The sequence below is a fragment of the Lachnobacterium bovis DSM 14045 genome (assembly GCF_900107245.1).
Classification (GTDB): Bacteria; Bacillota; Clostridia; order Lachnospirales; family Lachnospiraceae; genus Roseburia; species Roseburia bovis.
The window spans coordinates 51,542-72,261 of the sequence record NZ_FNPG01000018.1; the positions used below are offsets into that span (position 1 = coordinate 51,542).

Annotated in this window: 19 protein-coding genes; 2 read left to right on the top strand and 17 right to left on the bottom strand. The window is 31.3% G+C overall.

The genetic code is table 11. The annotated features are described in order from the left end of the window. Positions 1 to 106: 106 nt before the first annotated feature. From dusB to BLV79_RS07985, 7 genes are all read right to left on the bottom strand, one after another. A complete protein-coding gene (dusB, locus tag BLV79_RS07955; protein WP_074717892.1) occupies positions 107 to 1,099 on the bottom strand; it encodes a tRNA dihydrouridine synthase DusB in 993 nt (330 codons plus the stop codon). Between the two features lie 88 nt (positions 1,100 to 1,187). Further along, positions 1,188 to 1,973 carry a type III pantothenate kinase gene (locus BLV79_RS07960; RefSeq protein ID WP_074717894.1) on the bottom strand — a complete coding sequence of 262 codons (786 nt, stop codon included), beginning with the start codon at positions 1,971 to 1,973 and terminating at the stop codon, positions 1,188 to 1,190. 3 nt (positions 1,974 to 1,976) lie between these two features. Further along, positions 1,977 to 2,345 (bottom strand): DUF6145 family protein, encoded by a 369-nt coding sequence (locus BLV79_RS07965; RefSeq protein WP_242871451.1) that lies wholly within the window; start codon positions 2,343 to 2,345, stop codon positions 1,977 to 1,979. Then, positions 2,332 to 3,312 carry a biotin--[acetyl-CoA-carboxylase] ligase gene (locus BLV79_RS07970; protein ID WP_074717896.1) on the bottom strand — a complete coding sequence of 327 codons (981 nt, stop codon included), beginning with the start codon at positions 3,310 to 3,312 and terminating at the stop codon, positions 2,332 to 2,334. Before BLV79_RS07970 ends, BLV79_RS07965 begins: the two co-directional genes overlap by 14 nt. Positions 3,313 to 3,317: 5 nt before the next feature. Next, complete coding sequence (argF, locus tag BLV79_RS07975; protein ID WP_074717898.1) at positions 3,318 to 4,307, bottom strand: ornithine carbamoyltransferase; 990 nt, start codon at positions 4,305 to 4,307, stop codon at positions 3,318 to 3,320. A gap of 191 nt (positions 4,308 to 4,498) precedes the next feature. Further along, complete coding sequence (locus tag BLV79_RS07980; RefSeq protein ID WP_074717900.1) at positions 4,499 to 5,767, bottom strand: cell wall hydrolase; 1,269 nt, start codon at positions 5,765 to 5,767, stop codon at positions 4,499 to 4,501. Positions 5,768 to 6,386: 619 nt separating this feature from the next. Then, entirely contained in the window at positions 6,387 to 7,733 is a 1,347-nt protein-coding gene (locus BLV79_RS07985) for a glucose-6-phosphate isomerase (RefSeq protein ID WP_074717902.1), read from the bottom strand. Positions 7,734 to 7,912: 179 nt separating this feature from the next. Between BLV79_RS07985 and BLV79_RS07990 the strand changes: the two genes are divergently transcribed. Together BLV79_RS07990 and BLV79_RS07995 are read left to right on the top strand one after the other, a co-directional pair. Further along, positions 7,913 to 8,980: an undecaprenyldiphospho-muramoylpentapeptide beta-N-acetylglucosaminyltransferase gene (locus BLV79_RS07990; protein WP_074717904.1), complete on the top strand. Its 1,068-nt coding sequence runs from the start codon at positions 7,913 to 7,915 to the stop codon at positions 8,978 to 8,980. Between the two features lie 202 nt (positions 8,981 to 9,182). Next, a complete protein-coding gene (locus BLV79_RS07995) occupies positions 9,183 to 11,291 on the top strand; it encodes a methyl-accepting chemotaxis protein (protein WP_074717906.1) in 2,109 nt (702 codons plus the stop codon). 127 nt (positions 11,292 to 11,418) lie between these two features. On the opposite strand, the gene BLV79_RS08000 is transcribed toward BLV79_RS07995, so the two are convergent. The 10 genes from BLV79_RS08000 to BLV79_RS08045 all read right to left on the bottom strand — a co-directional run bounded on the left by BLV79_RS08000 (position 11,419) and on the right by BLV79_RS08045 (position 20,297). Further along, entirely contained in the window at positions 11,419 to 11,844 is a 426-nt protein-coding gene (locus tag BLV79_RS08000) for an HIT family protein (RefSeq protein WP_074717909.1), read from the bottom strand. Positions 11,845 to 11,882: 38 nt separating this feature from the next. After that, on the bottom strand, positions 11,883 to 12,884 hold the full coding sequence (locus BLV79_RS08005; protein WP_074717911.1) for an SCP2 sterol-binding domain-containing protein: 1,002 nt from the start codon (positions 12,882 to 12,884) through the stop codon (positions 11,883 to 11,885). 171 nt (positions 12,885 to 13,055) lie between these two features. After that, positions 13,056 to 13,739 carry a rhomboid family intramembrane serine protease gene (locus tag BLV79_RS08010; protein ID WP_074717913.1) on the bottom strand — a complete coding sequence of 228 codons (684 nt, stop codon included), beginning with the start codon at positions 13,737 to 13,739 and terminating at the stop codon, positions 13,056 to 13,058. 116 nt (positions 13,740 to 13,855) lie between these two features. After that, positions 13,856 to 15,256 carry a DUF6382 domain-containing protein gene (locus BLV79_RS08015; RefSeq protein WP_074717915.1) on the bottom strand — a complete coding sequence of 467 codons (1,401 nt, stop codon included), beginning with the start codon at positions 15,254 to 15,256 and terminating at the stop codon, positions 13,856 to 13,858. A gap of 82 nt (positions 15,257 to 15,338) precedes the next feature. Then, positions 15,339 to 15,632 (bottom strand): TadE family protein, encoded by a 294-nt coding sequence (locus BLV79_RS08020; protein WP_074717917.1) that lies wholly within the window; start codon positions 15,630 to 15,632, stop codon positions 15,339 to 15,341. Between the two features lie 50 nt (positions 15,633 to 15,682). Continuing rightward, positions 15,683 to 16,222, bottom strand: a complete 540-nt coding sequence (locus BLV79_RS08025; RefSeq protein WP_074717919.1) for a prepilin peptidase — start codon at positions 16,220 to 16,222, stop codon at positions 15,683 to 15,685. A 75-nt stretch (positions 16,223 to 16,297) separates the two neighbouring features. Next, positions 16,298 to 16,945, bottom strand: coding sequence for a hypothetical protein (locus BLV79_RS08030; RefSeq protein WP_242871452.1), 648 nt, complete (start codon positions 16,943 to 16,945; stop codon positions 16,298 to 16,300). Between the two features lie 293 nt (positions 16,946 to 17,238). Beyond that, entirely contained in the window at positions 17,239 to 18,801 is a 1,563-nt protein-coding gene (locus BLV79_RS08035; RefSeq protein WP_074717923.1) for a DUF5702 domain-containing protein, read from the bottom strand. Positions 18,802 to 18,823: 22 nt separating this feature from the next. Then, complete coding sequence (locus BLV79_RS08040; RefSeq protein WP_074717928.1) at positions 18,824 to 18,979, bottom strand: Flp1 family type IVb pilin; 156 nt, start codon at positions 18,977 to 18,979, stop codon at positions 18,824 to 18,826. Positions 18,980 to 19,094: 115 nt separating this feature from the next. Next, the gene (locus BLV79_RS08045; RefSeq protein WP_074717925.1) at positions 19,095 to 20,297 is read right to left on the bottom strand and encodes a type II secretion system F family protein; all 1,203 of its coding nucleotides are present in this window, start codon (positions 20,295 to 20,297) and stop codon (positions 19,095 to 19,097) included. Positions 20,298 to 20,720 lie beyond the last annotated feature (423 nt).

Sequence of the window (20,720 nt, forward strand, 5' to 3'; positions counted from 1 at the left end):
CTTCTTTTATTATATAATGTACCTATTTTAACTAGATTATTGTATATTATTATTATGTCAATGTCAAGCAAACTAGGGCTTTGTTTTTCCTAATAATTTCAACATTTTAAACATTTTTATTATAGATTTCGTGGTCTAATAATTCTTGCATATCTTCATATGACTCTACTTCATTAAATTTAACTCTAAGTTTTGATGAATTATGATATCCTGCAGTATACCATGCTGCATGTTTACGCATTTCTCTTACACCTGTATACTCACCTTTGAAATCAATCATCATTTTTCCATGTCGCAAAATCATATCGGCCACTTCTTCAAGCGATGGCTTTGCTAAATGCTCACCTGTTTCAAAATAGTGTAAAATCTGTTTGAAAATCCATGGATTTCCCTGAGCACCTCTTGCAATCATAAAACCATCACAATTGGTTTGCTCTTTCATTGCTATTACATCTTCTGCTGTCAACAAATCTCCATTTCCTATTACAGGAATAGATACTGCTTCTTTAACCTGACGTATTATATCCCAATCAGCTTTTCCAGAATAATACTGTTCTCTTGTCCTTCCATGAACTGCCACTGCTGCTGCACCTGATGATTCTGCGATTTTTGCAATTTCGACTGCATTAATATGATCATTATCAAATCCTTTTCTAAACTTGACAGTAACTGGTTTTTTAGTTGCTTTTACAACTTTTTCAATTATCTCTCCAACTAATTTTGGATTTTTCATCAAAGCTGAACCCTCACCATTATTTACAATTTTAGGCACCGGACAACCCATATTTATATCCAAAATATCATAAGGTCTATCTTCAATTTCCTTTGCTATTTGAGCCATGATATCAGGATCTGACCCAAACAATTGTAATGAAACTGGCTTTTCTCTTTCATCAATCGCCAACAATGATTGTGTATTTTTATTTTTATATAATATTGCTTTAGCACTAATCATTTCCATGCACAATAGACCTGCGCCCTGTTCTTTGCATAACAAACGAAATGGCAGGTCTGTTACTCCTGCCATTGGTGCTAAAATCAAATTGTTAGGTAATGTAACATCACCTATTTTTAATTTTGTAATTTGATTATTATTCATGTGTGTTTCTATCTTTCTTATATTTTATATATCTTTTTATATGATTTTTGTTCATATATTTTCTTTTGTATATTCTAAAAATACTTTTTTATTTGTTTTTTCTATTTTGTTTTTTATAAACTCTATAGATTCCTTCAAGCGTCAAATTTGGATTATATATATCTATGCTATCAGTTTCTTCGGCTATTATTCTGCCAAGTCCACCTGTTGCAACAACTTTTATATTATCCATTTTGGCTTCTTCTTTCATCTTTTTAACGATGTATTCTGTCTGACCTATTTGTCCGAATACAAGACCAGCTTGCATACTTGAAATTGTCTCTTTTGCCATAATTGAGTTTGGTTTTTTTATCTCAATTTCAGGTAACTTTGCAGCTTCCTCCCACAAAGCTTGTGCCGATATTCTAATACCAGGCGCTGTTACAGCACACAAAAATGCTCCGTCTTCATCAACAAGATCATATGTTGTTGCCGTACCAAAATCAAGCACTAAAACAGGACCACCGTATATTTCATACGCTGCAACCGCATCTACAATTCTATCTGCACCTATTTGCTGTGGATTAGCTGTTACAATTCTAATTCCTGTTTTAATTCCTGCTTCCACTACTATCGGCTTAATATCAAAATACTTTATAAATGCCCCCTCTAATGAATGCATAACTTTAGGCACTACTGAACAAATTATAGCGTCTTTTATTTCCTTAACTGATATTCTGTTCTTTTCTAATAATGTTGCTAAAACCATTGCATACTCGTCGGATGTTCGTGGCATTTTAGTTGTTATTCTAAAGCTTGCCTCCATTTTGTCTCTTCTACAGTCAAAAACCCCTACTGTAATGTTAGTATTACCGACATCTATTGCTAAAACCATTTCTTATTCCTCCTGGTCGAAGCCCTCTCCTAAGAATAAAATTCTATGATAGAGTTCAACGGACTCCAACAATTCCACTTTCGTTTTTTGTAATTGTTTTATTTTAAGGATGCTTCCAATATCATCATATAATAAATCTCCCTCTTTTGATGATGTTTTGAATTCCAGATTTCCTTTTTCATCAAAAACTAATTGTAAAATCCCACCTATTTCTTCGGTGTATAAAACACACATGATTCTTAGTTCTTCTTTTATAGAATCTGGTAGCCCCATAAAATTCTCATTTAAATAATATTTTTTGTTGTATGCACTTGCACCGCAAAGTACAACTTCGTCTTTAGTATCTTCTATGTTGTTTTTAGACATATCCATACATTCCTCTCACTGATACTTCGCCACTTGCTACGTGACGTATTTTATTATTTATTTCAACAATGAGCTCGCCCGTATTAGTAATCCCTCTTGAAATACCTTCGTATGGTTCCTTAGGATCTAAAACTTTTACTTCTTTATCTAAGTTAATCAGTTTTTTATTATAAACGTCTTGCACATTGCTCAAATCATTTGTCTCTAAAAAAGCATTATAGTATTTTTCAAAATAAAACAAAACTCGTTCAATGATAACATCTCTATTTATTTTTCTATCCGTTTGGGTAAAAATAGAGCCTGCCACATCTTTTATTTCATCTGGGAATGACTCATTATTAACGTTAATTCCAATTCCTACTACTATATTGTTGATATAATCTGCCTGAATACTCATCTCTGTTAGTATTCCACATATTTTTTTATCTCCTATAACAATATCGTTAGGCCATTTAATATTAGCTGGTACATCTACTATTTCTTCAATTGCATCTGATACTGCAAGTGCTGCTAAAAGTGTCAACATAGGTGCACAATATGGACTAAAATCCGGTTTCAAAATAAGTGTCATGAAAATCCCAACACCTTTTGGAGACTCAAAATTTCTGCCTCTTCTTCCACGTCCTGATGATTGTGTATCTGCAATTACGACTGTACCATGTTCATAGCCTTTTTCTGCTAATTCTTTTGCCAATATATTCGTCGATGATATTTCGTCCTTATATACTATAGTTTTTCCAAATGTCTTACTTTTTATAAGACTTCCTACCGCAAAATCTGTAACTATATCCGGTGTACTCTTTAACATATACCCTCTTCTACTTACTGCATCAATCTTATATCCGTACTCTCTTAACGTATTTATTTCATTGCATACGGTTGTTCTTGACACGTTTAATAATTCACTTAATTTCTGACCAGAAATATATTCATCATTTGCGTTTCTTAACATTCGTAATATTGCAGTTTTCACTTCTATTAATCTCCTAATGTTGCTTTCATTATTGCTTTTATTGTGTGCATTCTGTTCTCAGCTTCATCAAAGACTACTGATTTTTCTCCTGTGAAAATCTCATCAGTAACTTCCATTTCTTTTAAGCCAAACTTCTCATAAACCTGTTGTCCAATTTTAGTATTAAGATCATGGAAAGCTGGTAAACAGTGCATAAATATTGCTGTATCTTTTGCATTTTCAAATGCTTTTTTATTTACTTGATAAGGTAATAAATCTTTTATTCTTTCTTCCCAAACTTCATCTGGTTCACCCATAGAAACCCATACGTCTGTATAGATTACATCTGCATCTTTTGTTGCCTCTTCTACAGAATCTGTCAATGTTATCTCGGCACCTGTTGTTTGTGCTACTTTTCTCGCGTACTCAACTAGCTTTTCTTCTGGGTAATATTTTGGATTAGTACATGCAACAAAATCCATTCCTAATTTTGCACATGTAATCATCAAAGAATTTCCCATGTTGTATCTGGCATCTCCCATATAAACAAAACGAATTCCTTTTAATTTGCCAAATTTTTCTTTTATTGTCAACATATCTGCAATCATTTGTGTTGGATGAGATTCATTAGTCAAACCGTTCCATACTGGAACACCTGCATAAGTTGCTAAAGTCTCTACTATTTCTTGTTCAAAACCTCTGTATTCTATACCATCAAACATTCTGCCAAGAACCTGAGCTGTGTCAGCTATACTTTCTTTTTTTCCAATTTGAGAACCTGATGGATCTAAGTATGTAACATTCATACCTAAATCATATGCTGCAACTTCAAACGAACATCGTGTTCTTGTTGATGTTTTTTCAAAAATTAATGCTATATTCTTTCCTTCAAGATCATTATGTCTAATACCTTGTTTCTTTTTATCCTTTAGCTCTTTTGCCAAATCTATCAAATATAATATCTCTTCGGCACTTAAATCCATCATCTTCAAAAAATTTTTACCTTTTAAATTCATAACAAATCCTCCGTAATATATTTATAAAATTTATTTAATCCCTTTTTTGTAATAATAGTATTTTAACCCATGTACAAAATATTGGCAACCCTTCAAGAATTATCGCATAAAAAAGGCACCTCACACTATTTAAAGTGCTCAGCGCCTTTTAAGAAATTATGCTTAAAGTTAAAAAACTAAATACCTATTTTTTAGAAGAATACCATTCCACCAATTACATGTCCACTGTATGAACTTGATGAAACATCACGGAAATTCTTCACTCCACCTACGTTATCTACACCACTTAATGCTTCTTGTGCTGCTCTAATTGATGTAGCGCTAGGTCCTTTTGCTAATGTTCTTTCTAATTTACCTGTCATAGCTGGTCCAAACTGACCTCTCTGATAAATTACACCATAAAGTGTACCATCAGCATATCCACTTTGTACTCTGTTGACTACAACTGCACCTACAGCTAATTGACACTCATATGATTCTCCACCGGCTTCACACTGAATAAGTGCTGCAAGTAATGTTACATCGTTAGAACTTGCTGCAAGTGATGATCCTTGTGTTCTTGCTGGAGCTGCCTTTTGGCTAGTTGCTTTTGGGCTAGATGACTCTTGTCTTACGGAATTATCAGCTTTTGCTTTTTTTGCTGCTGCTTCTTCCTCTTTTTTCTTTGCTTCTTCAGCTGCTCTTGCTGCTGCAGCTTCTTCTTCAAGAGTTATACCCACATTTGTTTTGATTTTTACATCAACAAATTGTTTACTTACGAAATTTGTAGCATCGTTTACTTTTACAGCAACCCACTCATCATTTGTTTGAGTGCCTCTATCTACTTGAATGCTTTCGCCTGTTGCAAGTACTTTTGTAACTTCTGCGTTAGTATCTTGTGTAGAACGAACTCTAAGTCCTTCTGTTTTTGATATTGCTACTGTTTCGCAATTTTGTGAAGCATAGTTTAATGCATCTAAACCAAAGTAACACATATCGTTTCTAACGTATCCTTGTACATTACCAGAAGAAATCTTTGTCCATTGCTCTCCTTTTTCTACGACAGTTGCTTTGCTACCTTTATATAACTTTCCAACTACTTGTGCATCCTGGTTAGCATCTGCTCTAACCAATAAAAAATCTTCAACTTTTGGCATCAATGCGTCAGTCCATTCTTTTTCTTCGTCTGACAATTTAAGCTCTTGTAATACGCCTTTAATTTTCTCGCCAACCGCTTCATATCCTTGCACTTTTATTGTTGCGTTTGTATCTTTCTTGTTTTCTAATGATGTTCTTGACACATTTAAGCCTTTACCTGCACGTCCTCTGTTTGATTCAGTGTATGCTACCGTAACAACTTTGTTGTTCTTATATTTAGCTAATGTATCTTCTCCGTTGTTAGTCATTGCTGCGACTGTAGTCATAACACAAAGTGAACTAAGTACTGTCATACTACCTATCACTTTTTTGTTAAACCTCATAAAATTTTACCTCCATATGGTGTATATAGAATTTCAATTCTATTACACTAATATTTCGTTTTTGAATTTTGTATTTCATTTGTTACAAATTTATTACTTGACACAGTATAGCAGACACTAATTTTTTTGTCAAATTGGTGGATATTTTTTCTTATGAATTTTCTTTAGGCTACTTAGAAATGCTTATTTTATGGGATTTTTACGTCATTATTTTCATTTTGACCCCCTTGGAGCGGCAATTATATTGGGCAAATTGCACAAATAATTTTATAATCATTATAGTGTTACGCTTATATGATGTTTGTAATATATTTGTAATATATTTTCCGCTATTTATCGCATATACACACAACTCTTAACTTAAATATATAATTTTTTTCTTATCGCCTTGATGTTAGTTTAATCTAACTGTTTTTTTTAAAAAATGGGCTTATTTTTGTTGATTTTGTACATAAAAAAAGGTTATAAGCTGTACTTTCAAACCTCTTATAACCTTCTTTTTTAAGCATTTATTTTATAAAATGCGTTGTTTTTGTACTTATATAGATACAATCCACATACAATATAAGTATTATTTTAATTACTTTTTCAAGTGTAATTCTATTGCACTATTTATATATTAAAGTCTCTTTAATAATTCTTCTCTTTGTGCTTCGAAACCTGGTTTTCCAAGTAATGCAAACATGTTTTTCTTGTAACTCTCTACACCTGGTTGATTAAATGGGTTAACTCCTAATAAGTATCCGCTTACACCAACTGCAAATTCAAAGAAATAGAATAATTCTCCAAGATAGAATTCATTCTGCTCTGGAATATTTACTAATAAGTTTGGTACATTTCCGTCTGTATGAGCTAAAATTGTACCATTCATAGCACTCTTATTTACGAAGTCCATGTTTTTTCCAGCTAAATAATTTAATCCGTCTAAATCGTCTTTATCTTCGTCGATTACAACTTCTCTACGTGATTCTTCTACATTTAAAACTGTTTCAAACATGATTCTAGAACCATCTTGTATGAATTGACCCATTGAATGAAGATCTGTTGTTAAATCAACAGAAGCTGGGAATAAACCTTTTTGATCTTTTCCTTCACTTTCACCATATAACTGTTTCCACCATTCAGATACATAATGGCAGCTTGGCTCATAATTTGCTAAAACTTCAACTGATTTACCTTTTCTTAATAAGATATTTCTGATAGCAGCATACTGTAATGAATCATTGTCTTTGAATTCTTTATTTAATGCAAGTTCTCTACCTGCTGCTGCACCTTCCATTAATTTATCAACATCTGCTCCACTAACAGCGATTGGAAGTAAACCTACTGCTGTAAGAACTGAGAAACGTCCACCTACATCATCAGGTACTACGAATGTTTCATATCCTTCTGCTGTTGCAAGAGTCTTTAATGCTCCCTTAGCTTTATCTGTTGTAGCGTAGATACGTTTTGCAGCACCTTCTTTACCGTATTTTTTCTCAAGCATTTCTTTGAATACTCTAAATGCGATAGATGGTTCTGTTGTTGTACCAGATTTTGAAATAATATTTACAGAGAAATCTCTATCTCCGATTACATCGATAAGATCTCTTAAATATGTTCCACTAATACTGTTTCCTGCATAATAAATCTCAGGTGTTTTACGTTGTTCTTTTGTAATATTGTTATAGAAACCATGTCTTAAGAACTCGATTGCAGCTCTTGCTCCTAAGTATGATCCACCAATACCGATAACTACAAATACTTCAGAATCTGACTGAATTTTTTTTGCAGCTTCTTTAATTCTAGAAAACTCTTCTTTGTCGTACGCAACTGGTAAATCGATCCAACCTAAAAAATCATTTCCTGCGCCTGTTTTGTTAACTAATTGCTCTTTTGCGTCATTTACAAGTTTCTCCATGTATGAAACTTCTTCTGTACTAATGAAAGATGACGCTTTTGAATAATCAAATGTAATTTTACTCATCTTTAAACACTCCTTTATTTGGTTGACGAATTCGTATAAATTATAGCAATACTGCAACTTTTATTCAAGCTATACGCGAAATTTTATGAAAAATTCACTTTTATATTTGCTTATTTTTTACTAAAGTTGTAATATTAAATTTGCTAAAGCTTTTATATAGAAAGAAGAGGTTATAACATATGAAAAAAATTATTATGACAGGTGGCGGAACTGCTGGTCATGTTACACCTAATATAGCATTGATGCCAGCCTTAAAAGAAGCTGGTTACGACATATCTTATATTGGTTCATATAATGGTATGGAAAAAGGGTTAATCGAAGCTCAGGGGATTACATATTACGGAATTTCTTCTGGAAAACTACGTAGATATTTCGATTGGAAAAATTTTTCGGATCCTTTTAAAGTTTTAAAGGGATATTTTCAAGCTATTCACTTAATTCGTAAAATCAAACCAAACATTGTTTTTTCTAAAGGTGGATTTGTATCTGTTCCTGTTGTACTTGCTGCAAAATTCTGCAAAGTACCTGCAATTATTCATGAATCAGATATTACACCTGGTCTTGCAAACAGACTTGCAATACCTAGAGCAAAAAAAGTCTGTTGCAATTTTCCTGAAACAATGAAATATTTACCTGAAAACAAAGCTGTTTTGACAGGTTCTCCTATTCGCTCAGAATTATTTGGCGGAGATTCTCAAAAAGCTATTGAATACTGTCATTTTACCAATACTGACAAACCTATTCTTCTTATTGTAGGTGGAAGTTCTGGTTCAAAAGTAATAAATGAATCAGTTCGTAAGGTTTTACCTGAATTATTAGAAAAATTCAACGTAATTCACCTTTGTGGAAAAGGCAATCTGGATCCTTCATTAGATGGCTTAGTTGGTTATGCTCAGTTTGAATATGCTAATAAAGAACTAACTGATATGTTTGCTGCTGCCGATTTAGTTATTTCTCGTGCTGGTGCTAACTCAATCTGCGAACTTTTAGCTCTTCGCAAACCAAATATTTTGATTCCACTTTCAGCTGCTGCTAGCCGTGGTGATCAGATTTTAAATGCACAATCATTTAAACGCCAAGGTTTTTCGGTTGTTATTGAAGAAGAGTCTTTAAATGACAAATTACTTTTAGAAACTGTTAATTCTACATTTGCAAACAGGGAACAATATATAAACTCTATGGAATCAAGCGGACAAATTGATTCTATTGGCGCTATTATTTCTTTGATAGAAGAAACAGCAAAATAAATTATTGAAGATGTATTTTTTATAAATACATCTTTTTTTATAATATTTTTATAAATAATTTCTTTTCTTTTATAAATGAATCTTTTCTTTTATAGAATTTTAATTTTTGACCATCATTTTTTATCCCTTTTCACTCCGATAAATTAAGTATAACTTGTAGTATATCTCAAAGACGATTATAAATTTTAAGGAGGAAATATACATGAGCAAACCCACAAATAATATTAACTCAAGGTCAAATTCCAAAAAACCTAGTGCTCTTAAATCGGTTAGTGGAAAACTATTAGCTATTTTAGTTCCTTTGATAGCAATTTTAACAATTATTCTAATTTTAGTTCTTATGACATATGCCAAGAAAATCATACTGGTAACAGCAAAAGATTCTCTTGATAATGAATCTCATTTCCAGGCGAATTCTTTAGCCGAGGACTTAACGCCTCTGATGGCTCATTTTGACGGAATCGTTTCAACGCTTGAACACACTGATCTTGAATCGGATGCTCAAATATTGAGAATTCTAGAACCAACAAGAAAGTACTCCGATTTATCTCGTTCCGGCGTATATTTTGGTCTTTCTGACAAGAAGTATTATTACTATAATCAATATGATAAAAGCGATTACTCTGCAGATACTGACCCATGCTACGAAGATACATATAACCCTTTAGAGCGTGGTTGGTACAAAGAGGGACTCGACAAAGAAAAATTCACCTTCGTTGGCTCTCCATATACAAGCCATGATACGGGCGCTACTGTTATTACTATGGCAAGAAAAATTAAATTAAAAGATGGTCGAACAGGCGTAGCTGGTGCAGATATAATTCTTACCTCTTTGATTGATAAGGTTTCAAAAATCAAGCCTATGGAATCTGGCTCTATGATGCTTGTTAGCGATGACGATATTCTTTCGTATTTTAACAAAGACTATAATAATAAAAAATTATCTGAATCAAAAGATGATGAATTTTTGGTAAATGTACAGCCAGTACTTAAAAAAGCCACAAATAAGATTATTTATGGGGATAACAATCCAACAACTGCCATAAAATCAGGTGATGGAAGCACGTATTATGTGTCTCCTGCAAGTGTTAAAGGTGTCGGTTGGACCGTCGCTTGTTCCGTAAAAGAAAGCACCGTTTTATCATCCGTTAAAGTATTTCAACGTATTGGTTATATTATTTTAGTAATTGCAGTTTTAATTATCGCAATTGTTTTACTAATCTTTATAAGAATGTTTGTATCAAAACCAATACAACAAATCACAAAAGTTATTGAAGAAATTACAAATGGTAATTTTACTGTTCACATTCATTCTAATTCATCAGATGAAATTGGATTTATGAGTAATTCTCTACAAAACTTTGTTTCAAGGATGCGAGATTCAATTTCTTCTGTAAAAACAACATCCGACAATTTAGCTCTACAAGCTGAAAACAGTATGCGTGCATCTAAATCTCTAAGCCAGCAGGCTACTGATCAATCTACTTCTATGGAACAGATTCGACTTGCTATGGACGGTATGACAGATGCTGTTGGTGAACTTGCTAATAATGCAACTGATTTGGCTGGAGAAGTAAGTGATCTTATGGTTAAAGGTGATAATGCCAATGAAACTATGAGTGCACTTGTAACTAAAGCTCAAAACGGACAAAAAGATATGAAGAATGTTCAAAAAGGAATGCAAAATATTGCAAATTCTATGAACGAAATGAACGATGTAGTTTCTGCTGTAAGTGAATCTACTCAAAAAATTGATTCTATTATTGAAATGATTAACTCTATCGCAGAACAGACTAATTTACTTTCACTTAATGCTTCTATCGAAGCTGCCCGTGCCGGTGAAGCTGGTAAAGGTTTTGCCGTTGTTGCTAGTGAAATCGGAAATCTAGCTTCTGATTCTGCTGATTCAACAACACAGATTGCTGCCATAATTAAGGATATTACCGCTCAGATTAATCAACTTTATGATAAATCAAAACAGAATGTAGATGAAATTGCTACTAGTTCTGAAGCTGTTACTGTAGCCGGTAATACATTTGCTGAAATTTATAGTGATGTACAAACTACAAATGATACTATCCAATATATGATGGATATGATGAGTAGAGTAGATAATATTGCTTCTTCTGTTGCCGCTATATCTGAAGAGCAGTCTGCAAGTAGCCAGGAAGTATCTTCATCTGTAGAAAAACTTGCAGTCTCTGCCGAAGAAGTTGCCGCAGAAAGCGAAGAAGTTGCTGATTCAGCAAATACTGTAACAGAATCTGCAATTGGTATAAAAGAATCAATGAGTATATTTACAATTGATTAATATTTAACTCATGATATTTAATTTATAAACGTATACAAAAAAATATGCATATCCGCTTTTATGGCAGATATGCATATTTATTTTAACTATTCTTTGTTTTCTATTCTATACCATAATCTATTTAGAATTAATCTATTTTCATCTCTTCACAAATTTTTTTCATCTCTTCAGGATCAATTTTTCTTTGCTCCCAATCAACCACACCTGTTGTATCATCCTCTTGTTTCTCATATCTTGGAATTAGGTGCATATGGAAATGAAATACTGTCTGTCCTGCCACTTCACCATTATTTTGGACGATATTGTAGCCTTGACATCCCAATTTTTCTTTTTCTATTTTTATGATTTTTTGAGCTAATACTGCTGCTTTACCCAACAATTCTGGGTCTATTGAATACACGTCTTTATAATGTTCCTTTGGTAAAATCAACGCATGTCCCTTTGTTGCTGGTGATGCATCTAAAATAACATTAAAATCATCATCTTCATAAATTGAATTTGTAGGAATATCTCCATTAGCTAATTTACAAAAAATACAGTTATCATCCTTCATATTAAATCCTCTTTTCTTCATTATATTTATTTTAAACTTTATACTAATTGCTCTGATAAAAACATATCATCTAGCAATCTTAATATTTTAAAGTTACCTTTTGCTGTTATTGCGCCTGTCATAAATGCCCTTTGAAATGTAAGTTTTCCTGCTAAAATATCGTCAAACATGTCTTGTCTGATTTTTATTATTACATCTACAGCTTCATTTTCACCATAATATGCCTCGACATTTGCTCCGCTTACTCCAACGTAGAGCGGTTTTTTTAGTCCTTCTATGATGAAAGAATACGCCACTTTCAAGTCTCCCTGCGGTCTAAACCTTGTAATCAAATCATTCTTATAGGGTTCGACATTTCTAACATCTCTATTTCCTAATAAATCCTTATACATAGAAGCTAATTCTTCTATATCTTCTTTTTGTTTTTTTACATATGTATCATCTGAGACATATTTAGAAAGTTGTTCACTTTCTTGTGGTGTAAGACTCAATGATTGAGTTCGAAGAACTGTCTGTTTTACGGCCTGATTACTTGTTGGCAAATTCTGCACTCTTTGAGAAATTGTTCTATACAAATTCTCTGCCTTTTTTTCTACTATCAAATTGTAATCCTCGCTCATCTTAAACGTAGCTAAATCATCTACATATCCACATAAGCCTGGGCAAGGTGAACCACCAAGTATTTCCCATGCATTACATAACGTCATTTCTCCCTCTCGTTCTCCATATGTTGTGGACATTACGATTGGTTGCATATAAGTTGTTGCGATTTTATTTTTATCTCCATATAGCCAACAAGCGTCTAGAAATTGCTGCATATATCCACCTATCCCAAGCCATTCAACTGTTGTTGCAAGAATGATACCATCAGCATCTTTAAATGTCTGCGGAAGGGTTGCAATCTCGTTTTTATGCTCATATATATTGAAGCGTTCAACATCAACTCTCAGTTCACGTAATACGTTCTCCATTCTCGTTATTACATAAAGTGTTGGGTCATCTAAAAGCCCTCGACCCCCATAATAAATCTTAATTTTCATATCTTACACCCCTTTAACAAAATTTTTAATACGTCTAAAAAACTACTCAAAAACTTGTTTAAAAACACCTTCTATAATTAAGTATATTAATTTTTCTAGGCAAAATCAACCTTGTTAATCACGAAAAAAATATAGTTTTTCTTCTAAGCTTATATGAAAATCAATTTGCAATTAAAAAACTAGCTTATCTTTTATTTCACTTCCGTTGCCGTTTTTTAGAAACTTTTCAATAATCTTTTCAACAACATATATCACAAAAGTAATGAACAACCCACAAATTAATCCACATAAATGTCCTACATTGTTTATATTTTCCCGCCCAGAACTTTTACCTAACAAAAGCATAAATACAGCTAAAAATACTATTTCTTTTTTTGAAATATCTAGTTTTCTCTTGCTTCCAAAACAAATCAGAATTACTGCTGCTCCTATTAGTCCAAAAATTGCACCAGATGCTCCTGCTGAGACATAATTTTGATATATTTTAAAATAACTAACCATAAAGAATTCTAATAATCCTCCAATTATCCCAGAAAAAAAATATATCAATATAAACCTAAGTTTTCCCACTGCCCATTCAACTCTGTATCCTATTAAGGTTAAAATCAGCATGTTTCCCAACAAATGTTCCACATTAAAATGGGTAAAAAAACAAGTCAAAAATCTGTAGTATTCTTTATTTTTTAATGTATTATCTGTAACTCCATACATTTTATAAATCATGATATAATTTTTATTATAAAGAAAATAATTATTTATCACAAAAATCAGGATACATATAGCTACTATTGTCACAGTTATCGGAAATCTTTTTACAAAATCTAATTTTGTCTTTATTGTTTCTTCATCTACCATAATTTTCTCCCTAATAAAGTATTGAGCTTTTTATAAAAAATATTCTATTTTATAATTTATTTTGATTATATCATGCACAATTTAGTTTTTCAAACCTGTAAATATATTCAGATTTTTTACATAACACGGTATTTCACATTGGCAACCAGTAAAACATCGTTTCTTTTAAGCCTATATTTTTTCTGATATTCTAATGGTTCACCATTAATTAATGTCCCATTTTTCGAATTTAAGTCCTCCACAAAATATTCCGCTTCATCCCTAGTTATTTGGCAATGCATTTTACTAACTGTGTTCTTTTTTATAAAAACATCTGCATTGGGTGAATTTCCTATTATCACTGATTTTTTTTCTACGTAGAAATCTTTTATATCATCTATCCCTTCATAGATAAATGTTCCACTTATATTGTCAGAAGAATTCCCTAGGCATACTGTCTCAAAAGTTTCGTAATCACCCTCATTTTCTGTATCATAATCTAATTCCGGATAGATTACGGGTGTTAAAATTTCATTTTTTTTATTATTCTTTTCATCTTTTTTTGCTCTACCTGTTTTTTTTAAAGGATTTGTTATATTAGAAAAAACATTGTCTGGTATCTTCCAGCCGTTTTTTTTGCTCTGGCTTTTTAAATCAAAGCTTTCTTCATATTCTTCATATATTCTACTATTGTTTTCCTCATATGTTTCATCATTCGATATTCCTAAGAAATCATTTACCACTCTTTTGCCTTCATTAATTTTACTTTGCAGTTTTTTTATAAAACTATCCTTGAAAGACCCTTGTTTTTGGGGAGTATTTTCTTGGATTATTCCTTGAGGAGGAGCTTCATATTCTTCCTGTATTTCATAGTGTTTTAAATCTGTACTATTCGCGGAATAAACGGGTTTATCAGATTTAGAATTTATTCTCTCTGACATATCCGCGTATATTGAAGATTGTGTATACGTCGATTTTTCTAAATATTCACGGTTTTTATATTCCATTACGTACTTTTGAATTTGCCTAAAACAATTTTCATCTTTACCGATTTTTTCATACAAACCATAAATAAAATCAACAATTTCTTTGTCTTCATGCGAAATATTATTCATAAAATTTTCTATTAACATCCGGAATTCTTGTAAAAAACTAGTCTGTTTCGGAGGATATATAGTAAAAAATATTTCTTTATCATCTACATAAATGTATTTTGGATTCAACACAAAAGCATCTATGTTTATTAAATTTTTTTCAAGTATGTCAACTTGCCTTAATATTTTTTGAACTAATTCTTTATAAAGTTTTATGTCTACTTTTTGGATTTTACAATATTTATCAAATGATTGCATTCCGGTTATATCATACCAGTATTCAGCTATTCCATCGTTATAATTCTTTTGACAGGGCAAAATTTTTGCTATTTTTTTATTCAATAACAAATATTCATCTATTTTTTCACATTCATCTGCCCTAATTTTCATAAAACTTTTCGTTGGAGTTTTAAAAAAAGAAACTTCCTGTAAAAAATCTGACATGATTACTTTTATCCTTTCCTATTTTTATTTGTTTTTTTTGAAGATTTTTATTTAATTTTAAATTTAAGGGGCTATTTGTTTTTTACTTTGCTACATATGGTTCATCTTTATTAAATTGAGTCAGATAAAAATCATTAACTTCCCACATGTTTTCAATTTTCTTTTCTTCATGCTCATTATTTATCTCTTGATACATAAAAATTGATAAATTGCAAGTCACCAAAAACACTCCTAAAAGTAGCGGAACCAATATTGCTGCCTCAATTGTATAGGATCCTTTTATTTTTTTATCAAAAATTGAGCTTTTTCCATTTATAAAATTGTCTTTTAAATTGGTTGCATACAGATTCAATTTTATTAATTTAAGTTTTAACATAATACTTTTTTTCTCTCTTTTTCACACATTTTCTCTTTGCAATTTTTGCTCTAGAAAAGAAATTTAATTAGATTTATAAAAACGTATGAAACAAATAAAAAAGGTACAAATGGCATCTCATATCTTTTATTTTTTTTCATAATTACTATCTCATATAGAGCAATTAATCCTGCAATAAAAAATGCTATTAACATTATGTTTACCACGTTTTTCGCACCTAAATATAAACCAATAACGCCAATTACCATCGCATCGCCGTAACCAATAATCTGATTTGTAAATTTAGAAACCAAAAACAATACAGTTCCAGGAATCAATGATATAACCAGAGTTTTTACAACTCTAAATATTATTTCAATACTCATAGTGCCTGAAATAATTGTTGCCAAAAACGTTAACGTGACACCTACCACACCTGTTATTAATGCAATATTTACTGGAATCTCTTTAAATTTTATGTCCATATATGCATTATATCCTAGATAAGTCATGCAAATTATCCCCATAATTATTGGAATTATCATGTATTTAATCATACCTGGATATAACATCATTAGTTTTATATTTGAAAAAATATTTATACTTTGCATTTTGTTTCCTCTCTTATGTATTTTTACTCGTATTATTTATTATTAATAAATTTAGTTTTTTATATTTGACAATAATTAATTATTTCCACCGCAGCTTTTACATGGAGATTTTCCCTTAGCTTCACTAAGTTTGACTCTTTTTATTGATCTTTTTAATCCGCTACAATTTTTATCAGAATGATAATTGGTTCCATAGTCAGTAATATAATACTGTGTCTGATTATTTTTTACGCAATGTGAGCATTTGTAATATTTGCCACCTGATTGATTTCTTGCGGAATTTATATTCTTTTTATCTATCGAATGTATTGATAAATCTATATGACTACAGTTGATATCCCTATGATAAGCATATCCTGTTTCTGTTATATATACGTAATCCACATCATCGTCTCTTTCAAGTCTTGGGTTGTCTCCAGTCCACCTTCTTTGATGGGAGGTCTGAAAAATACGAATAGAATCTATATTGGCAAATTTAATTGGCATCTTTATTTCGTAGCTTATTTTTAATAAAATATCATCTTCAGTACAACTACTTCCATTGAAATTTGTCATTATCCAGGAGCCTTTCATGTACTTTTTTACCACTTCATACTTTGATACGTGGTGAAAATAATATCCTTTTGCCATTGAAAGTGCAACAGAATCACTCTCAACATTAACTGCCATCGCTGCTGTCTTTCTTGTTGCATATGTTGCACTTTCTTGTACAGCCGTTTGCACCTGCAGTATCCTAAATATCATGAGAATACTGGCAAAAACGAATACCAATACAGGAATGACTACTGCGGACTCTAATGTTAATGATCCTTTTTTACAGGTGCATATGGGTGTCTCTGATTTTTTTGTATGTTTCTTTCTTGTTTTCATTTTGAGAGAGTTTCCTTTCTTTTATTATTTTTTAGAAAAAATATTTTATTCTTCTTTTTTGATGGTTTTTATTTATCTGTAATTTTGAGATGAGATTAGAGACACCCATATACACCTGAAATTTGATGTATACATTACTATTAGATTTAATTTTTTTTATTTGATTTTCTTACATTTTTTAGATAAGAATAAATTGCGCTATTATTTATTTCCAACGAATTTATTTTATCCGTTTTCAAATCAACAAATCCTAGAAATACTGTGTTTATCTGGTATTTGTAATCCACTTTTGCTTCTAAAACTACATTATCTAGTTTAAACTTTTCATAGCCTTTTTCTTGCCTTATATTTTGTTCAATAATATCCATTGCATGCATTGTAGTTTCCTTTTCACTTTTTAATGCAATAAGAATTGCTAAAAATTCTTCATATTTTAATCCTTTTTTACACTCTTTGGCCTTGAAAGATTTATTTGTTAATGCTCCTATTCCCGACAATCCTAATGTCCATTCCTCTGGCGATTTAACTACACTTATTTTTCCACCACTCATGAGAGTCCGTAAATCTAATATACTTTCTCCATATGCCCATGCCGTTATTAAACCTATTTTTATGCACTGCATAATTTCCGGACTGAGAGTTATAACACTTAATGTATCAGCCAGCGCCTCTATCTGAGCCATTTTTGCCTTATCTTTATAAATTGAAACCATGTTCGATGCAATTCTCGAAATTAGTATTTTATTTACAGCACTTTTTAAATTAGAGATATCATCCTTTTTCCCGGCTATGATGTATTCTTGTTCATATTGAATTCCTGCATCTTTTCTCGGATTTCTATATGTCGAAAAATACTTGCTAAAATAATGAACCAATGCAACTTTGTCTACTACAAAACCACCCGAGGAAACATTAATATTGCCTCTTTGTTTATCTCTTTTGGATAATAAGTTCTGGTCATTTATTTCTTTTTTTGATAAGTCCTCTGGATTTTTAAGAACAATTTCTAAAATTCCTTTTTGCTTTAATTCTTTTATAACTTTAATAGGATTTTCACTTTTATCGCCATTTTGGGAATCCAAAACATTAGATGAGTTATTGAACGAATCACTATTTTCATCATCTTTTTTTAATGAAATATTATGTTTTTTCGCATACTCTTTAGGATTATCTATTGCTTCATCTGCATCATCTAAATCCTTATGAGTTTTTTCTTGAGAATTTTTAGCATCAACCGATTTAAATTTTTCCTTTGCTTCATTTATTAAAGTTTTTGGTAATCCTCTTTTTTCTTTCTCAACAATGGCTTCAGTAAATGCTCTACCTTCACCATCTGTCATTAACAAATATTTTTCTACAGAAGCTTCACAACTGTTTATTTTTATCAAATCTAGTGGAAGTCTTCCTTTAAAATTTGGACTATTATTCAAATTTTTATTTGTATAATCTTCTATTTTAGACATTGTAGAATCGAAACTTATTTTTTCTCTTCTTTCATCTGCCCAATATCCCAATAGTCCATATTTTTTGTACAATGGCGTATTATATTCTGCAAATATACTCTCTAACACTGCATCTGAATTCATTCTTGTAACTTTTTTCATCTCAGTAATTCTCGCCGCTTCAAGTAAAGAAAAGGAAACCGCGAGAATTAGCATAAATGAAAGCGACGCAAAAACTGTAACACTTGCTTTCTGAGTTTTTTTCATACTTATCTTGATTATTTTTTTATTATACTGAAGATGCTTTGTCTGAAATAGTTTTAAATATCTTATTAACAATTGATGTAAGTTGTTCTTTAAAAATTAAAACCAAACCGATTAAAACGACCAGAATTAAGATCATTTCTACAACTCCAACTCCATCTTCCTCTCTTAAAAAATTCATAACATTTGTTGCTACTGTGTTTCTTACTTTGTTTAATAATTTCATTTTTTTCTTCAAGGATTTTTAAAAAGTTTTTATTTTATCCTTGATTCTCCTTTCTTTTTTTATTAATTTTTTATATGTGAAATGTAAATATAGCAGGAGCAATAACAACTGCCATTACAATTCCAAACATTATCATCATAGGGCCTAAAAGTTTTGTACTGGCTTCTTCACCTAATTTTTTAGCCAAATTTTTTCTTGTTTCGAATGCTTTATAGGTCTCTTCCTCTAAAGATTTTGCCAAACTTGTCGACCCTTTTTGCATATTTTGTATTAAAAGCCTTGAAAATTTTCGATATTCTGGAATTTTTGTCCTCTCAGCAAATTTCTGAATAGCAATTCTATCCGATACACCGTCTTTTATCTCATTACTAGTTATAATTAATTGCTTATAACCTTCTCTTTCTTTAGCTTCTTGTCTTTGTTCTTGATAGTTTTCTGCAATTCTATGTATGCTTTGCGAAATTGACATACCTGCACCTAACAGAATCACGAACTTTCCAACTATATTTGGATAATCAATTTTTAAGCTCTTTTCCCTATCTTTTTTAGAATTTTTCATGTCTTCTAACTCTTTGAATTTTAAAAGAACAGATATTACAATCATAAAAATACTACTTTTAAAAAAATAGAAATTCGACTTATTCTTCCATTTTATTGCCACTCCATCTATTTTTTTTGGCAAATTAAAATAATTGGATTTAGTATTTTTTTGTTCATTATCAATTTTGGAATTTAGTTTATATAAGAAATTTTCTTTTTTAGATAGTTTTTTTCGATAAAGATTAAGAATTATTTCAAGTTTTTCTGAATATTTACCACATATAAGAACTCCTTTTAATACAACCTGACTTCCTTTTGAAGAGATCTTATCAAATATCGGTTTCCCTGAAGGCGTAATAACATCATATCTGTCAAAATACCACTCAGCAGTCACTAAACCATCTACCCATTTTTCTTTTAAATTCAGTTTATTTACTACATGATCTTTATTGTCATTTCCTGTAAAAAGATTCTTCTTTATCTCTTTCTTTGCTTTTTCAAAAAACTTATCCGCTTGGTCCTTTGAAATACTAGCTTCTCTTATTTTTACGTCATAATCATAATTTTTTACCACTCCATCAGCATCGATTTTGACATGAACAACTTTATAAGCTTCACCTATCTCATTCTTTTTTAATTTTGTATTTTCTTTTCCCAAAAAAGAAACAATATCTGCAACTAACCCTAGCAAAGCTATAATGATACATGCAATTATAATTTTTTTATTTTTCATCTATACCTCAATCTCCAGAATCTTTTTTGACCATTTTAAAGAGACAAAATACGCTCCTAAACATATGGTCATAAATAAAGTTCCCCAAATGTTGTTATATAATGCATTCAAATAACCTGTTATGAAGTGACCTTTGTCAAGTGTAAATTGCAAAAATCACCACATTTCCTTTCTTTTAAATTTTAACACTGGGTACAGAGGTAGAACCTCAGACTAACAGTCCCCGGCCTTGGCCACTCTGTTATACGTGGATTGGTTACCAACAGGTCAATGGTCCGCCGTGAATCTTGCCGTCTCCTAGCGTGAATCAAAATATATATAATATAATGTCAACAGAGGTTAATCGCAAATAATTCGGACCTTAGAATGCTCCAAGGCTCTACCTCTGTATCCAGTGTTGATTAGTTATTTTTAGCAGATAAA

Coding starts and splice junctions, on each gene's coding strand:
- BLV79_RS08020 (WP_074717917.1), bottom strand. CDS start 15,632: ATGTTAAAACTTAAATTAATAAAATTGAATCTGTATGCAACCAATTTA.
- BLV79_RS08040 (WP_074717928.1), bottom strand. CDS start 18,979: ATGAATTTTTTAAGAGAGGAAGATGGAGTTGGAGTTGTAGAAATGATC.
- BLV79_RS07990 (WP_074717904.1), top strand. CDS start 7,913: ATGAAAAAAATTATTATGACAGGTGGCGGAACTGCTGGTCATGTTACA.
- argF (WP_074717898.1), bottom strand. CDS start 4,307: ATGAATTTAAAAGGTAAAAATTTTTTGAAGATGATGGATTTAAGTGCC.
- BLV79_RS07980 (WP_074717900.1), bottom strand. CDS start 5,767: ATGAGGTTTAACAAAAAAGTGATAGGTAGTATGACAGTACTTAGTTCA.
- BLV79_RS08000 (WP_074717909.1), bottom strand. CDS start 11,844: ATGAAGGATGATAACTGTATTTTTTGTAAATTAGCTAATGGAGATATT.
- BLV79_RS07985 (WP_074717902.1), bottom strand. CDS start 7,733: ATGAGTAAAATTACATTTGATTATTCAAAAGCGTCATCTTTCATTAGT.
- BLV79_RS07960 (WP_074717894.1), bottom strand. CDS start 1,973: ATGGTTTTAGCAATAGATGTCGGTAATACTAACATTACAGTAGGGGTT.
- dusB (WP_074717892.1), bottom strand. CDS start 1,099: ATGAATAATAATCAAATTACAAAATTAAAAATAGGTGATGTTACATTA.
- BLV79_RS07965 (WP_242871451.1), bottom strand. CDS start 2,345: ATGGATATGTCTAAAAACAACATAGAAGATACTAAAGACGAAGTTGTA.
- BLV79_RS08015 (WP_074717915.1), bottom strand. CDS start 15,256: ATGTCAGATTTTTTACAGGAAGTTTCTTTTTTTAAAACTCCAACGAAA.
- BLV79_RS08025 (WP_074717919.1), bottom strand. CDS start 16,222: ATGCAAAGTATAAATATTTTTTCAAATATAAAACTAATGATGTTATAT.
- BLV79_RS08010 (WP_074717913.1), bottom strand. CDS start 13,739: ATGGTAGATGAAGAAACAATAAAGACAAAATTAGATTTTGTAAAAAGA.
- BLV79_RS08005 (WP_074717911.1), bottom strand. CDS start 12,884: ATGAAAATTAAGATTTATTATGGGGGTCGAGGGCTTTTAGATGACCCA.
- BLV79_RS07995 (WP_074717906.1), top strand. CDS start 9,183: ATGAGCAAACCCACAAATAATATTAACTCAAGGTCAAATTCCAAAAAA.
- BLV79_RS08045 (WP_074717925.1), bottom strand. CDS start 20,297: ATGAAAAATAAAAAAATTATAATTGCATGTATCATTATAGCTTTGCTA.
- BLV79_RS08035 (WP_074717923.1), bottom strand. CDS start 18,801: ATGAAAAAAACTCAGAAAGCAAGTGTTACAGTTTTTGCGTCGCTTTCA.